A 13,950-nucleotide genomic window follows, 5' to 3' on the forward strand; every position below is an offset into this window, starting at 1 on the left:
CCCTGAGGTATCATCGCGGCGGCACGCCTGTCATGCCGGCTATGCCCGGCTCAGGGTCGTTCCACCTGTCCGGTGCGCCACAGATAGAGGCCGATGAGCGCCCCCATGAGGCTCAGCGCCAGGATGTAGTGGGCATGGGCGAACGGGTCCGCCTGCAGCGCCAGTGTCACCACCAGAGGCGTGATGCCGCCGAACACCGCATAGGCCACGTTGTAGGAGAAGGACACGCCGGAAAAGGCGATGGCCGGGGGGAAGATGCGCACCATCACATAGGGGGTGACCGCGATCACGCCCACGCACAGGCCGGCCAGCCCATAGAGCGGGAAGAGGGCGGACGGGTCCACGCCCACCGTGCGGTAGAGCAAATAGGTGCTGGCCCCGAGCGCCACCGAGCCCAGCAGCAGCACCCGCCCGGCGCCGAACCGGTCGCACAGGGCGCCCACGGCGACGCAGCTCACGCACAACAGCGCGGTGGCGAGGCTGTTGGCGGTCAGCGTGGTGGCGCTGTCGATGTGATAGAGCGAATGGAAGAGGGTGGGCGTCATGAGGATGACCACCACCACGCCCCCCGTCAGGAGCCAGGTCAGGAGCGCCGAGAGCAGCACTTCGCGCCAGTGATGCTGCACCACGAGCCGCACCGGCAGGCCGGAGGCAAGCGCCTTGCGCGCCTTCATCTCCTTGAAGACCGGGGTCTCTTCCAGCCAGGAGCGCAGATAGACCGCGCACAGGCCGAACACCGCCCCCAGCAGGAAGGGCACGCGCCAGGCCCAGTCATGGATGACTTCGGGCGTGAAGCTGCGATTGATGGCGGTGGCCACCAGCGAGCCGAGCAGGATGCCGGAGACCAGGCCCGCGGTGAGCACGCCGCAGGCAAGCCCCACCTTGCGCTGCGGCACATGCTCGGACACGAACACCCAGGCGCCGGGCACCTCGCCGCCAATGGCCGCGCCCTGCAGCACCCGCATGAGCAGCAGGAGCACCGGGGCCAGATGGCCGATGGTGGCGAAGGTGGGCATCACCGCCATGCCCAGCGTCGAGAGCGCCATGAGCAGGATGGAGAGCGTGAACATGCGCTTGCGGCCCAGCCGGTCGCCGAAATGGGCGAGCACGATGCCCCCCAGCGGGCGCGCCAGATAGCCGGCGGCGAAAATCCCGAAGGCCTGGAGCTGTACCAGCCAGTCGGGAATGCCGGGCGGAAAGAACAGCGTGCCCAGCACCGACACGAAGAAGACGAAGATGATGAAGTCGTAGAATTCCAGCGCCCCGCCGAGGGCGGAGAGGAACAGCGTGCGGGCATCGGCGGAGGTGAGCCGATGGCCGGCGCCGGACGTAGAAGAAGTGGTATTGCTCATGGGGGCGATGCAATGCCGTTAAAGTTTTTGCGGTGCAAGAGAAATGAATGGAACCCGCGGGGATGCCTGCCTTGCGGAAAATGAGCGGCGGAACCGGCCTTGCGCCAGAGCGTCGTCCATGAGGAGCGTGACATCATGAATGCAACCAGCTCGGCCTCGGGCACTTCGACGTCAGGCCCGCGTGGCGGTCCCGGCACATCCTTCCTGCGCGCGGCCACGTGCGCGCTGCTGATGGTCGCCGTGGCGGCCATCGGCGGGGCGGTGACATCGAGCCAGATCCCCACCTGGTACGCCACCTTGCCCAAGCCCTCCTTCACGCCGCCCAACGCGGTGTTCCCGGTGGCGTGGACCATCCTCTATTTCATGATGGGCATCTGCCTCTGGCGGCTGTGGGACCGCGCGCCCGACAGCCCGGCGCGACGGCCGGCCATCGCGCTGTTCCTGGTCCAGCTGGCGCTCAATTTCGCCTGGTCGCCGGTCTTCTTCGCCCTCCATGCGGTGTGGGCGGCCTTTGCCATTATCGTGGTGCTGATCTTGGTGCTGGCGGCGACCATGCGTTTCGCTTTCCGGGCCGATGCGCTGGCGGGCTGGCTTCTGGTGCCCTATCTGTTGTGGGTGTGCTTCGCCTCCCTGCTGAACGGCTCCATCGCCTTCGCGCTGGGCTGACCGGCGCAGGCGTCGTCGCCGGCCAGGGCGTCCGCCGCGCGAAGCGGATGCCCCTTCGCCCGAAAATGCTCTAACACTTCCCATCCAGACGCCGGCTCACTTCCGGCCGGGGATCGCCATGCTGCATTGGACCATCTATCTCCTCATCCCCCTCGCGCTCGCCGTGGTGGCGGGCGTGCTGCTGCTCGGCCTGTTCAACTTCGCGGCGGGTGGCTCGCCCAAGCGCTCGCAGAAGCTGATGCAGATGCGCGTGCTGTTCCAGTTCGTGGCGATCGTCATCGTCATGATCACCATTTTCGCCATGGGCCGCTGACACATGGTCAAGCTGAACAAGATCTACACCCGCACGGGGGACGACGGCACCACCGGGCTCGGCACGGGCGAGCGGGTGCGCAAGGACGATTTGCGGGTGGAAGCCTATGGCACCGTGGACGAGGCCAATGCGGCGCTGGGGCTCGCCCGGCTGCACCTGGCCAGCGCGCCGGAGGTGGAGGCCATTCTCCTGCGGGTGCAGAACGACCTGTTCGACTTGGGTGCCGACCTGTGCACGCCCGAGCGGGCGGGCGCGGCACCTCTGCCCTACGAGCCGCTGCGCATCGTGGAGAGCCAGGTGGCGCGGCTGGAAGTGGACATCGATGCGCTGAACGCCGACCTGCCGGCCCTGAAATCCTTCGTGCTGCCGGCGGGCGAGCCCGCTGCCGCCTATTTGCACCTCGCCCGCACCATTGCCCGGCGGGCGGAGCGCCTCATGGTGGCTTTGGCGCGGGAGGAGGGGGAAATCGTCAATCCGGCGGCGGTGCGCTACATGAACCGCCTCTCGGACCTGCTCTTCGTCGCCAGCCGCTACGTCAATGCGCGCGGCGCCGGCGACGTGCTGTGGGTGCCCGGGGCCAATCGCTGACCGGCCCCGGAGGGTCTGAAGCTCAGGCCGACAAGGCGCGCAGGGGCGAGTCCTGCGTCTCGGCGCGGGAGGGGACCTTCACCCAGGCTTCCCCTTCCAGCACCAGTTCGTCCTTCACCTTGCAGGTGCAGGCGAGGCGGGCCCGGCGGCGCTCGGGGATGAGCTCGGCCACTTCCACCCGCACCACCACCTCGTCACCGATTTTCACCGGCGCCTTGAAGTTGAGGGTCTGGGAGATATAGACCGCGCCCGGCCCCGGCAGGCGGGTGCCCAGCACCGCCGAGATCAGGCTCGCGGTATAGAGGCCGTGCGCGATGCGGGTGCCGAACGGGGTCTTGGCCGCGAAATGCTCGGACAGGTGGATCGGATTGCGATCGCCCGTGATCTCGGCGAAGCCTACCACGTCCGAGGAGGCGATGGTCTTGCGCAATTCTTCCGTCACGCCGACGGACAGATCCTCGAAGCAGAGAAGGCGAAGCTCGGGGAACATGGTCGCTCCTGATGGGTCGCGGGCGTCGGGCCCGCCGGCATGAAGGTCGGTTTCGCGCCGGAATTCAAGCCCGACCAATGTCAGGCCGGGTGGTCCGGTTCCGCGGGTCTGTGCTTTTGCCGGCCTGGGCCGCTTTCCCTTGCCGTTTCCCTTGGTGGTGCCCTTGGTACTGCCCTTGGGTCAAAAATTTGCCGGCGGGGCTGCCCCCCCTCGCATTGGCTTCGCGGTGTGCCTGTGGTTACCTGCGCCCCGGGCTGGGGCGATCGATGCCGGCTTCCGGCAGGCGCGGTGGCGGGGGCCATGCCTGCCAGCCCAAACCGTCTGTTGTGAGGAACATCATCATGTCGGGCATCATCCAGAAGGCCACGCTCGCGGACCTCGAGACCGCGTTGAAGGAGCGCGGCTTCCGGGCCGAGACCATCGATTGGCCGGGTGAGCGTAAGGCCGTGCGCAGCGCCAGCGGCGGCGTCGGCTTCAACATCGTCCCCGGCAATGCGGTGGACGGCGGCTTCATGGACTTCACCTATTTCGCCAGTTTCCGCGTGGAGGGGCTTCCGGTGGAGGACATCGCCGCCAACTGGAACCGCGCCCGCCGCTTCAGCCGCGCTTATACCCGCGACGGATTCCTGAATTTCGAAATGGACGTGGTCATTGGCCCCGGCGTGGCGCCGGGCTATCTCGCCGTGACGCTGGACCTGTGGGACCGCCTCCTGAACGAACTGCTGGCCGCCTTGCGCGAGCAGGCCGCGCAGCTCCAGCAGGCTGCTCCGGCGGAAGCAATGGCCGGCGCCACCTGAGCGCGGGCCCAGGCACCGACCAAAGAAAAAGGCCGGCGGATGCGCTCCGCCGGCCTTTTTCGTTCCCGTCAGGCCGCTTGGGCGGCCGCAGGCTTCACTGCTTGCCGGTGCGGCCCACGGTGAAGATCTGCACGCGGCGATTGATGGCGCCGGTGGGGTTCTTCGGATCGAGCAGCACTTCCTCGCCCAGGCCCACCGCTTCCAGGCGGCTGGCATTGACGTTGAAGGTGGTCACGAGTGCATTCACCACCGCGTCGGCGCGGGCCTGGCTGAGCTTCAGGTTGATCTGCCGGGTGCCGGTCACGTCAGTGTTGCCGGTGACGATGAACTTGTAGCCGTGCAGGATCGGATTGTGCATGGCGTCGGCGATGGCGCCGAGCGTCGCATAGGACGACGGCTCGATGATCGCGGAGCCCAGGCGGAACTGGATCTGCACGTTGATCTGCGGCAGCTTGTCCAGGTTCAGCGCCAGCGAGGGGCGGGTCAGCTCCTCGCCGGGATACTGGACCATGTGCTGCTTCACCTGGTCCCGCAGCTGCTGGGCAGTGATGACCGGCGCATTGTCGGTGAGGCCCTGGAGCCCCTGCAGGATCTGGCCGTCGGAAAGCGCGGTCTGGGCGCTGACGGGAGCGGAGAGGAGCGCGGCGAGCGAAGCTGCCAGCGCGAAACGGATCAGAGGCGACGTCATGGCTGTCGTCCTTCCTTCAGGCGTTCGGGTTGGCGGGATCAGCGGTAGCCGGCATCGGTGATCGCCTGGTTGCAGGCGGCCGAAACGACATTGGTGGCCTTCAGCAGGCAGGAAAGCAGGTTGCCGTCCTGCGGCACCATGCCCGGGCAGAGCTGGGCGGCGTCGCGGCCGCACACCTGCGCGATGGAATCCTGCGCCGCATCGCGCTTGGCGATGGAGGCGGTGGCCGTGGCGTAGTCAGCCTTGCACTGGGGGCTGACCTTGGTGATCTGCTTTTCCATGCAGTCCACCAGCTTGCCGTCGCCGAGATTCACGTTCGGGCAAAGCTTCGTAATGTCCTTGCCGCAGCTCTTGGCCAGAAGGCCGGCGGCCTGCGCGTAGCTCATGGTCTGCGCCTGCGCGCCAGCCACGGATCCAGCCAGCAGCGCCGCTGCCAGCATTACTCCAAAGCCCCTCATCTCATCTCTCCCTTTCCCAGCGGAGTGCCAGAGGCTTAGCAGAGGGCGAAACTTCGTCAAAGCGCTAAGAACGCAAGGGTTTTTGCTGCGCCGCACCTCGGCCCGACGCGCGGCCCGCGCAGTGGGCGTCCTGTCGCGCCCAACATGGCCGTTGCGGAACCCCCCAACGGATGCCGCTACGTCGCCCAACTGATTGCAACTGCGAAGTTTTAAGGGGCGCCGCCGACACGGCACGCGGCTCCTCTCAAAATCAGTCTTGACAGTTTCGCTATATAGTATTTTTCTTAAACTACATACCTAAAAAGGCGTGCCGACCTTCGGGCCGCGCTCGCCCAGCCCCGGCTGAACCGGGTCCAGATGAAAGGGAACGTAATGGAACCCACGCCCGGTGCGGGCGCGGCGGCGCGCGTGCGCCCGCCGGACGCCACCGTCATGTCCGCGTCCTTGCCGGCGCCCCTGCTGGCGGTCACGGACGTGACGCTGCAATACAAGACCCGCGACACTGAGGTGACCGCCACGCGCGGGGTCGGCTTCGATGTCTATCCGGCGGACCGCTTCGTGCTGCTGGGTCCGTCCGGCTGCGGCAAGTCGAGCCTCCTGAAGGCCGTGGCCGGCTTCCTGCGCCCGGCCGCCGGCGCCATCCGCCTCAATGGCGCGCCCGTCCGTGGGCCGGGGCCGGACCGGATGATGGTGTTCCAGGATTTCGACCAGCTCATGCCCTGGAAGACGGTGGCGCAGAACGTGATGTTCCCCATCCTGGCCAGTGGCCGCTTCCCCCGGGCCGAGGCGCGCGACCGGGCACTGGCCGCCATCGGCAAGGTGAAGCTCGCCAAGTTCGCCGATGCCTATCCCCACATGCTTTCGGGCGGCATGAAGCAGCGCGTGGCCATCGCCCGGGCCATGGCCATGGAGCCGGCCATCCTGCTCATGGACGAGCCCTTTGCCGCCCTCGACGCGCTTACCCGCCGCCAGATGCAGGATGAGCTTCTCACGCTCTGGGACGACACCCGCTTCACCGTGCTGTTCGTCACCCATTCCATCGAGGAGGCGGTGGTGGTGGGCTCGCGCATCCTGGTGCTCTCCCCCCATCCCGGCCGGGTGAAGGCGGAGCTGAATGCCCATGCCTTCGGCCACCAGCATCATGCCGACGCCGCGTTCGGCGCTCTCACCCACCGCATCCACACCATGCTGTTCGCGGAGGCCGGTCATGGCTGACACCCTCGCCTCCCTTGCCGCTCAGCCGCGCGTCCCCCCGGTCCGCCCCGAATTCGAGCGCGATTTGCCGCCCGTGGAGGAGCCGGGGGAGATTGTCCACCCGCTCTCCCTGTGGGAGCGCCTTGCCAATGTGGACGGGGTGCGGCGGGGGCTGATCCTCATCGCCCTCATGGCGCTCTGGCAGGCCTATGCGGTGATGCTGGGCAACCCGCTGATGTTTCCCACCCTCACCGACACGCTGGCGGCGCTGGTGGAGGGGGTGCGGGAAGGCACGCTGATCCTGCGCATCCTCTCCTCCCTGCAGGTGCTGCTCATCGGCTATGCCATCGGCATTGCGCTCGCCGCCGTCCTCACCTCGCTGGCGGTCTCGTTCCGCCTGGGGGCGGACCTGCTGGCGACGTTGACCGCCATGTTCAACCCGCTCCCCGCCATCGCGCTCCTGCCGTTGGCGCTGCTCTGGTTCGGGCTGGGCACGGCGAGCCTTGTCTTCGTCATCGTCCATTCGGTGACCTGGGCGGTGGCGCTCAACACCCAGACCGGCTTCCATTCCGTGCCCGACACCCAGCGCCTCGCCGGCCAGAATTATGGGCTGAAGGGGCTGCGCTATGTGGGCCTCATCCTGATCCCCGCCGCCTTCCCCTCCATCCTGGCGGGCCTGAAAATCGGTTGGGCCTTCGCCTGGCGCACCCTGATCGCGGCCGAGCTGGTGTTCGGCGCCTCGTCCCGCTCCGGCGGCCTCGGCTGGTACCTGTTCGAGAAGCGCAACCAGCTGGAGACGCCGGCCGTCTTCGCCGGGCTCACCTGCGTCATCATCATCGGCCTCGTGGTGGAAGGCTTGGTCTTCCGCACCCTCGAAGCGCGCACCGTGCACCGCTGGGGCATGAGCCGCGCCGGCTGATCCTCCCCCATTCCATTCAAGCACCAAGACTTTCCAAGCACTGAGACTTTCCAAGCACCAGGAAGAGGCACCCATGCGTATCCGTCTGTTGGGCACCGGCACGCCGACCCCGTCGCTGCGCCGGATGAGTTCCGGCTATGTGGTGGAGACCGGCGAGGACGTCATCGTCTTCGACCACGGGTTTGGCGCCCACCACCGCCTGCTGGAACTGGGCATCCCGGCCACCCGCGTCACCCATCTGTTCTTCACCCACCTGCATTACGACCATTGCGGCGACTATGGCCGCCTGCTGCTGACCCGCTGGGACCAGGGCGCCAACCGCATTCCCGACCTCAAGGTCTATGGCCCGCCGCCCATCGCCGAGATCACGGAGCGCCTGTTCGGCAAGGACGGGGTCTATGACGTGGACCTCATCGCCCGCACCTCCCACGGCTCCAGCCTGGACCTGTTTGTGGCGCGCGGCGGCACGCTGCCCCGTCCGCGTCCCGCGCCGCAAGTCCAGGTGCTCCATCCCGGCGACATGGTGCGCGAGGGCGGCTGGAGCGTGGAAACCACCAACGTCAACCATTTCCAGCCCTACCTCAACACCTACGGCTATCGCATGGAGACGGCCGAGGGCAGCTTCGTCTATTCCGGCGACAGCGGCCCGGCGGAAACCATGCTCAAGCTGGCTGAGGGCTGCGACGTGCTGGTGCACATGTGCCACTATCTCACCGGCACCCACTATTCTCCGGCCTTCTCCCACAGCTGCATGGGCCATATGGAACTGGCCGAGCTCGCCCATGCGGCGGGGGTCAAGAACCTGGTGCTCACCCACATCACCGAGCAGTTCGACTTTCCCGGCCTGCGCGAGCGGGTGGTGAGCGAGATGTCGCGCGTCTATGGCGGCAACATCTTCTTCGGCGAGGACAAGATGGAGATCCCGATCAAGGGACCCGTGCGCGACCGTTTGCTGTGACCGACCGCCCGCCGCCTCCGGGCGGCGGGTCCTTCCGCCTTCCAGACAAGACAATAAGGGGAACAGACCATGAAACGATCGACCCGATGGCTCGGCGCCTTCGCTTTCGCCGCGCTTTCCCTGTCCGCCGGGGCCGCCCGCGCCGCAGAGGTGCGGCTCGTGAGCGGGTTCGGCCTGTGCTACCTGCCGGCCTATGTGGCGGTGGAGAAGAAGCTGATCGAAAAGCACGCCGCCGCCCTCGGCGTGCCCGACGTGACGGTCAGCTACCAGCACCTCGCCAGCGGCCCCGCCATCACCGACGCCCTCATATCCGGTAGTGCGGACGTGGCCATGGCCGGCACCTCGGTGCTGCTGAATGTCTGGGACAAGACGGCGAAGTTCGCGCCCATCAAGGGGATGATGGCGATCTGCGATTCCCCCATCTATTTCAACACCATCGACCCGAACATCAAATCCATCCGCGATTTCAAGGACAGCGACCGCATCGCCATGGCCTCCGGCAAGGGCACCCAGCATGCTCTCGTGCTGGAGATGGCCACCGCCCAGGCCTATGGCTTCGACCAGCGCAACCGGTTCGACACGCTGGCGGTCTCCATGTCCCATCCCGACGGGGTGGCGGCGCTGCTCTCCGGCGGGGCGGGGGTGAAGACCCATGTGACCACCGTGCCCTTCATCCAGATGGAGCTGGCCAATCCCAATGTGCGCACCATCCTGTCGTCCTATGACGTGACCGGCGGGCCGAACACGCTCATCGTCGCCTACGCGGCGGACAAATGGCGCAAGGACAATCCGAAGCTCTACCAGGCCACTTTCGAGGCGCTCAAGGAGGCCATGGAGGTCATTGCGGCGGACAAGGGCGCTGCGGTGGACCTTTATCTGAAGGCGGAGAACTCCAAGCTCACCCGCGACCAGGTCCTGGCCATCGTCACCGATCCGGCGATGATGACCTTCTCGCCCACCCCCAAGAAGGTCATGGTGTTCGCCGACTATATGGCCAAGGCCGGCCTCTTGAAGACCCGTCCCGCCTCCTGGAAGGAGGTGTTCTTCGCCAATATCCACGATGCGCCGGGGGATTGATCCGGCCACCCCGTTGCCCCCGGCCTCCGTTCCCCTCAGATTGCTCGGCGCGCCGGCCGGCGTGGTGCCTCTCGGGGGCGTCGCGCATGCCGGCCGTCATCCTGAACGGCCCGCCACAAGGGCCGCCGGCTGGGAGCAGGCATGGACCAGAGGCGGGGCGCGCGTCCCTCGACGACCCTGAAGACGGCCCCCGGCGGCGCTCCGGCGGAGGCCGACACCGTCCGCGAGACGTCGGCGCAGGTGGGGGCGGAGGCATTCTGGGAGCGCTTCGGGCGGGCGGCGGCGGGCGGGCCCAAATATATCTTCCTGCGCGACCGCCTGTTGGCGGCCATGCGTGAAGGCTTCTGGCAGGAGGGCGACCGCCTGCCGCCGGAAAAGGATCTGGCGCTCGCCACTGGCCTCAGCCTGGGCACGGTGCAGAAGGCCTATGGGGAACTGGCCCAGGACGGCACCATCGAGCGTCGCCAGGGCCGCGCCGGCAGCGTGGTGAGCCGCCAGCCCCGCAGCGTCGACACCGTCTGGCACTTCCTGTTTTCCGACGACCGGCACGAGCGCTTCTTCTCGGTCTTCCCGCGCGTCGACCGCGTCCACCGCCACCGCGATCGCGGCTCCTGGAGCCTGCACCTTCACTGGGTGGAGGACGAGGTGGTCGAGATCGACCGCGTGGTGGACATCGGCCAGGAATTCCTGGTCTTCAGCCAGTTCTTCATTGATGCGCGGGTCTATGACCAGGCGCGCCGGGGCAAGAGCGAGCCGCTGGAGGGCATCAACCTGCGGCGTGAACTGAACCTCAACGTCCAGGGCCTGTGCTACGACATGCGCCTGGAGCGCCTGCCCCGCGAGGTGTGCGGCAAGATCGGGGTGAAGGCGGGCACGCTCGGCCTGGTGGTGGAAGTGCGCATGACGGCGAGCCCCCAGCAGCAGGGTTATTTCCAGCGCATCTTCATTCCCGAGACGCGGTTCTGGCTGCGCATCGCGGCCCAGCCCTTCCCGCGCGGCGGCTGACCCGCATCAGGCGCGCAGCGTCACCGGCGCGGGCGACCATTGCACCGGCCGCGCCAAGGCGATCACACCGGAGCCATGCATGCGCCGCTCGCCCTGCACCATGTCCGCCGGGGTGAGGGCGCCGGGATGGTGGGCGAGGCAATCCACGTCCCGATCCGGCAGCAGGATGCGCAATGGCTCCAGTGCCGCTTCCGGCATGCGCACGGGCAAGGCGTGGCGCCACATGCGCAGCGCGATGAGCCCGGCTTCCAGCACCGAAAGGCCCAGCGCCGCGGCAAACGCCACCATCGCGGCGGGCAGGCGCTCGGCCAGATCGAGCTGGGCCAGTTCCTGGCGCAGGAAGCCCGAGGCGCGCGCCTGCTGTGCGGCATGGGTCTGCGACACCGCCTGCGGCGAGACGGTGTATTCGTAGAGCACCTTTTCCACCATGCGGGGGCGGAAGAAGCGGATCCACAGCGACCACAGGGCGAAATCCTCGCAATGGTCGTAGCTGGCCAGGTGCGGATAGCCGCCCAGCGCCAGATAGACATCGCGCCGCGCCACCACCGAGCCGTGCGGGAAGGGGCAGCCCACATCCACGGCAAACCGCAGGATCGGACCCCATTCCGCCGGCCGCACATGCTCGGACAGGCGCTTGCCCTCGGGCGTCACCAGCACCATGCCGGTGGCACACAGGCTGAGGTCCGGGTCGGCGGCGAACAGCTCCATCTGCGCCGCCATCTTGCCGGGACGCCAGATGTCATCGGCATCGAGCCGGGCGATCAGGCCATGGCGGGCAGCAGCGAGGCCGCAATTGAGGGCATGGGTGACGCCGCGATTGGTGGGCGAACGCAGAATGCGCGCCGCCTGTCCAGCCGGGCCCAGGTCCTGGCGATGGCTCTCCACCGGGACGGGGCTGCCATCGTCCACCAGCAAGAGCTCCACCGCGCCGGGAAAGGCCTGGTCCTGGACGCTCTCCAGCGCGCGCCGCAGGAGGCGGACGCGCTCGGGCGCGGCATCGCGGAAGAAGACGGGGAGGAGGACGGTGACGTCCTTTGGACCGGTCTCGGTCGCGCTCATGCCCCGGCCCTCATGCGTCACCGAAGGCGCGCAGGAACTGCTTCTTGGCCAGCATCAGGTGGCCGAGCGGGGCAGGGTGGCGTGCGGCACCGGCGCCGAAGTCGAAATCCAGCAGATCCCGGTAGAATTGCGCCATGCCGAGCTTGCGAGCGGTTTCCTCGCCCCGCGCCAGCGCGCGGCGCAGGCATTGGGCATGGTGCACCGGGTCGCGCTTGCTGAGGGTATTGCCATCGCCGATGAGCAGGAACTCGCCCACCGCCTCCGGGATGAGGTGGAAGCGTCCGCCCGCCGCCAGCAGGGAGACGAGCAGGTCCCAATCCTCGAAATAATCCATGTCCTGCGCCACCAGGACCTCAGCCTCCACAAGCAGTTCCGTACGCACCGCATAGGAATTGGTGGGCATGAAATTGCCCGCCACCAGGCAGGCGGTCGGCAGCGGCATGTGGGAGGGCTCCGCGGCGGCGGCGCCCGGCAGTCTCTTATTGGTCAGGCCGAAGACCACGTCCGCCTCGGCGAGGCGGAAGCCCTCCAGCATGCGCCGGGCGAAGAGCGGGTAATAGACGTCGTCATCGTCCAGGAAGCAGACATAGTGATAGGTGTCCGCACGGGCGCGGGCATAGGCCAGTCCCACATTCCACGGATAGCCGCGCCGCTGGCCAGATGCATCCGCATGGAGGAAGACGGTGCGCCCCTGAAGGACCGGAGCGGTCGTCCGCACTTGCTCGAAGGCAGCGGCATCGCCATGGACGATGACGGCCGCCACCAGCGGCTCGCTCTGGGCATAGATGGACTGGAGGGCCGCCGCCAGCAATTCCGGCCGCCGCCCCTGGGTGCGCACCAGGCACAGGCCCTGTTCAACCCGGCCCCGGCGCGGGGGGCGCAGCGCGGGGGCGGGCCAGGCCACCTCCAGCAGGCGGCGCATGGCCGCCATCCGCACGCCGGCCATGCGCTGCTCCCGCCGCTCGCCCGGCTCGATCCGGCGCGGGGCGGAGCCGATGAGACTATCGGGCACCACCAGGATGGGCTCTTCCAGCGCGACGCGCAGCAGCAGGTCGTAGTCCTCCAGGCCTGCAAAGCGCGGCTCGAAGCCGCCGAGATCGGCGAGGAGGTCGCGCCGGAGCGCCAGCAGCGGTCCGGTGACCATGCCGAGCGCCAGGAGCTTGGAGGAATCGAAGGGCAAGGCGGTGCGGCGCAGCACCCGGCCGCGCTCGTCCACGTCCGCCGCACCACAGCCCACCGCGCGGGCGCGGGGGAAGATGCCGGCATAATGGGCGAGGATGCGCGTGGCATCGAGGCCGATCAGGTCGCCCGCTTCCAGGAAGAGCACGAAGTCGCCACCGGCCGCCTGGGCCCCTTGCGTCTTGCGCGCCGGCCGGCCCATCTGCCGTCCGTCGGACAGGATCGTCACGGCATGCCGGATCTGCGGGGGAATGTGGGCGGCCAGGTCCCCTGGCTCGCAGGCGGGATCGTCATTGAGCACGATCCAGTCGGCGCGCGGGCGTTCGGTCTCCTGGGCCATCAAGGCGGCTACGCAGGCCGCCGAGCGGCTCAGCGCCGGCCCGTCGCCTTCGAACACGGTGACAAGGGTGAAGGAGGGGTCCCTCGGGCTCTCCGGCACATGGGTGGGCGGCCTGCGGGAGGCGACACGTTGCTGGAACTCGTCCAGCGGGCCGAACCGCATGAACCACTGCCCGGCCTCGGCGCCCGCCGTGACGGGCTCGGCCGGCGCGCTGGGAGCGGCGGCGAGGCAACAATCGGGGGACCGCGGCCCGTCATAAAGCTGGTCCGGCGTCAGCGACATGATGCCGTACCAGCCGACCGGCGTGCTCTCGGAGCCGGTCAGGGCGCTTTCCGTTGCCTGCCCCCCGCCATAAAGCAGGTAATGGGTGAAGGGCTCGATGCCGCTCTCGGCCACGTCGGGGTTGGCCGCCAGATAGCGCAGGGGGTCGAAGTCCGGACGGGGGCGGCGGCCTTCCCAGGCACCCTTGCGCACATAATGGGTGAGCGGGCTGAGGCCCGAGCGGATCATGTCCGGGTAGGCGGCCGCATACCAGCGCGCGTCGAAGGCGCGGGTGCGCCGCAGGCGTTCAATGTCGCGCAAGGCGGACATGCGCCGGTCGAGCTTGCCCAGTGCCGGGAAGCGGGCGCACAGGTCGCGCCAGAGCCGGTTGGCCGGGCGCATCGGCTGCGGCCGACCGAGGGGCGCCAGGCCACCGGATGCGGCAGCACCGGCGGACGGCTCATTCGAGCGCATCCCCCGCAATGCTCCGGGATCTGGCGGTTCCGACGTCATCTCCCCCGGATCCTCACCTTCACTCTCAGGCTACTGTTTTAACGGCTATTGTGGCGGAACACCGGCGACGTTCAAGCTGTGGTCGCGCGGGGC

15 protein-coding genes are annotated in these 13,950 nt (G+C 68.1%); 9 read left to right on the top strand and 6 right to left on the bottom strand.

The window, feature by feature from the left end; all coding sequences use genetic code 11:
* Window positions 1-50: 50 nt before the first annotated feature.
* Window positions 51-1,352, bottom strand: a complete 1,302-nt coding sequence (locus tag PV781_RS15870; RefSeq protein WP_274776607.1) for an MFS transporter — start codon at window positions 1,350-1,352, stop codon at window positions 51-53.
* Window positions 1,353-1,487: 135 nt separating this feature from the next.
* Here PV781_RS15870 and PV781_RS15875 point away from each other — a divergent pair, with 135 nt between their 5' ends.
* From PV781_RS15875 to PV781_RS15885, 3 genes are all read left to right on the top strand, one after another.
* Window positions 1,488-2,018 carry a TspO/MBR family protein gene (locus PV781_RS15875; RefSeq protein WP_342455453.1) on the top strand — a complete coding sequence of 177 codons (531 nt, stop codon included), beginning with the start codon at window positions 1,488-1,490 and terminating at the stop codon, window positions 2,016-2,018.
* Between the two features lie 118 nt (window positions 2,019-2,136).
* On the top strand, window positions 2,137-2,331 hold the full coding sequence (locus PV781_RS15880) for a twin transmembrane helix small protein (RefSeq protein WP_209104380.1): 195 nt from the start codon (window positions 2,137-2,139) through the stop codon (window positions 2,329-2,331).
* Window positions 2,332-2,334: 3 nt separating this feature from the next.
* On the top strand, window positions 2,335-2,919 hold the full coding sequence (locus PV781_RS15885) for a cob(I)yrinic acid a,c-diamide adenosyltransferase (RefSeq protein ID WP_274776608.1): 585 nt from the start codon (window positions 2,335-2,337) through the stop codon (window positions 2,917-2,919).
* Window positions 2,920-2,941: 22 nt separating this feature from the next.
* On the opposite strand, the gene croR is transcribed toward PV781_RS15885, so the two are convergent.
* A complete protein-coding gene (croR, locus tag PV781_RS15890) occupies window positions 2,942-3,409 on the bottom strand; it encodes a 3-hydroxybutyryl-CoA dehydratase (protein ID WP_274776609.1) in 468 nt (155 codons plus the stop codon).
* A gap of 341 nt (window positions 3,410-3,750) precedes the next feature.
* On the opposite strand from croR, the gene PV781_RS15895 reads away from it, so the two are divergent.
* The gene (locus PV781_RS15895; RefSeq protein ID WP_274776610.1) at window positions 3,751-4,206 is read left to right on the top strand and encodes a YbjN domain-containing protein; all 456 of its coding nucleotides are present in this window, start codon (window positions 3,751-3,753) and stop codon (window positions 4,204-4,206) included.
* A 94-nt stretch (window positions 4,207-4,300) separates the two neighbouring features.
* Here PV781_RS15895 and PV781_RS15900 read toward each other — a convergent pair whose 3' ends face one another.
* Together PV781_RS15900 and PV781_RS15905 are read right to left on the bottom strand one after the other, a co-directional pair.
* The gene (locus tag PV781_RS15900) at window positions 4,301-4,894 is read right to left on the bottom strand and encodes an OmpA family protein (protein WP_274776611.1); all 594 of its coding nucleotides are present in this window, start codon (window positions 4,892-4,894) and stop codon (window positions 4,301-4,303) included.
* A 38-nt stretch (window positions 4,895-4,932) separates the two neighbouring features.
* Window positions 4,933-5,352 (bottom strand): cysteine rich repeat-containing protein, encoded by a 420-nt coding sequence (locus PV781_RS15905; protein WP_274776612.1) that lies wholly within the window; start codon window positions 5,350-5,352, stop codon window positions 4,933-4,935.
* A 432-nt stretch (window positions 5,353-5,784) separates the two neighbouring features.
* Here PV781_RS15905 and PV781_RS15910 point away from each other — a divergent pair, with 432 nt between their 5' ends.
* From PV781_RS15910 to PV781_RS15930, 5 genes are all read left to right on the top strand, one after another.
* The gene (locus PV781_RS15910; protein ID WP_274776712.1) at window positions 5,785-6,567 is read left to right on the top strand and encodes an ABC transporter ATP-binding protein; all 783 of its coding nucleotides are present in this window, start codon (window positions 5,785-5,787) and stop codon (window positions 6,565-6,567) included.
* On the top strand, window positions 6,560-7,465 hold the full coding sequence (locus PV781_RS15915; protein WP_274776613.1) for an ABC transporter permease: 906 nt from the start codon (window positions 6,560-6,562) through the stop codon (window positions 7,463-7,465). Before PV781_RS15910 ends, PV781_RS15915 begins: the two co-directional genes overlap by 8 nt.
* A 73-nt stretch (window positions 7,466-7,538) precedes the next feature.
* Entirely contained in the window at window positions 7,539-8,423 is an 885-nt protein-coding gene (locus PV781_RS15920) for an MBL fold metallo-hydrolase (RefSeq protein ID WP_274776614.1), read from the top strand.
* 69 nt (window positions 8,424-8,492) lie between these two features.
* On the top strand, window positions 8,493-9,500 hold the full coding sequence (locus tag PV781_RS15925; protein ID WP_274776615.1) for an ABC transporter substrate-binding protein: 1,008 nt from the start codon (window positions 8,493-8,495) through the stop codon (window positions 9,498-9,500).
* A 141-nt stretch (window positions 9,501-9,641) separates the two neighbouring features.
* Complete coding sequence (locus PV781_RS15930) at window positions 9,642-10,505, top strand: GntR family transcriptional regulator (RefSeq protein WP_274776616.1); 864 nt, start codon at window positions 9,642-9,644, stop codon at window positions 10,503-10,505.
* Between the two features lie 6 nt (window positions 10,506-10,511).
* Here the strand turns inward: PV781_RS15930 and PV781_RS15935 are convergent, their stop codons facing one another.
* Together PV781_RS15935 and PV781_RS15940 are read right to left on the bottom strand one after the other, a co-directional pair.
* Window positions 10,512-11,564, bottom strand: coding sequence for a glycosyltransferase (locus tag PV781_RS15935; protein ID WP_274776617.1), 1,053 nt, complete (start codon window positions 11,562-11,564; stop codon window positions 10,512-10,514).
* Between the two features lie 10 nt (window positions 11,565-11,574).
* Window positions 11,575-13,746, bottom strand: coding sequence for a glycosyltransferase family protein (locus PV781_RS15940; RefSeq protein ID WP_274776618.1), 2,172 nt, complete (start codon window positions 13,744-13,746; stop codon window positions 11,575-11,577).
* Between the last annotated feature and the right edge of the window lie 204 nt (window positions 13,747-13,950).

Origin of the sequence: Aquabacter sediminis, from assembly GCF_028863665.1 — a bacterium.
GTDB lineage: Bacteria > Pseudomonadota > Alphaproteobacteria > Rhizobiales > Xanthobacteraceae > L1I39.

Bases quoted from the DNA above. Each gene is read 5' to 3' on its own strand.
- PV781_RS15910 (WP_274776712.1), top strand. From the start codon at position 5,785: ATGTCCGCGTCCTTGCCGGCGCCCCTGCTGGCGGTCACGGACGTGACG.
- PV781_RS15940 (WP_274776618.1), bottom strand. From the start codon at position 13,746: ATGCGCCCGGCCAACCGGCTCTGGCGCGACCTGTGCGCCCGCTTCCCG.
- PV781_RS15905 (WP_274776612.1), bottom strand. From the start codon at position 5,352: ATGAGGGGCTTTGGAGTAATGCTGGCAGCGGCGCTGCTGGCTGGATCC.
- PV781_RS15885 (WP_274776608.1), top strand. From the start codon at position 2,335: ATGGTCAAGCTGAACAAGATCTACACCCGCACGGGGGACGACGGCACC.
- PV781_RS15880 (WP_209104380.1), top strand. From the start codon at position 2,137: ATGCTGCATTGGACCATCTATCTCCTCATCCCCCTCGCGCTCGCCGTG.
- PV781_RS15895 (WP_274776610.1), top strand. From the start codon at position 3,751: ATGTCGGGCATCATCCAGAAGGCCACGCTCGCGGACCTCGAGACCGCG.
- PV781_RS15935 (WP_274776617.1), bottom strand. From the start codon at position 11,564: ATGAGCGCGACCGAGACCGGTCCAAAGGACGTCACCGTCCTCCTCCCC.
- PV781_RS15915 (WP_274776613.1), top strand. From the start codon at position 6,560: ATGGCTGACACCCTCGCCTCCCTTGCCGCTCAGCCGCGCGTCCCCCCG.
- PV781_RS15930 (WP_274776616.1), top strand. From the start codon at position 9,642: ATGGACCAGAGGCGGGGCGCGCGTCCCTCGACGACCCTGAAGACGGCC.
- PV781_RS15900 (WP_274776611.1), bottom strand. From the start codon at position 4,894: ATGACGTCGCCTCTGATCCGTTTCGCGCTGGCAGCTTCGCTCGCCGCG.
- PV781_RS15870 (WP_274776607.1), bottom strand. From the start codon at position 1,352: ATGAGCAATACCACTTCTTCTACGTCCGGCGCCGGCCATCGGCTCACC.
- PV781_RS15875 (WP_342455453.1), top strand. From the start codon at position 1,488: ATGAATGCAACCAGCTCGGCCTCGGGCACTTCGACGTCAGGCCCGCGT.
- croR (WP_274776609.1), bottom strand. From the start codon at position 3,409: ATGTTCCCCGAGCTTCGCCTTCTCTGCTTCGAGGATCTGTCCGTCGGC.
- PV781_RS15925 (WP_274776615.1), top strand. From the start codon at position 8,493: ATGAAACGATCGACCCGATGGCTCGGCGCCTTCGCTTTCGCCGCGCTT.
- PV781_RS15920 (WP_274776614.1), top strand. From the start codon at position 7,539: ATGCGTATCCGTCTGTTGGGCACCGGCACGCCGACCCCGTCGCTGCGC.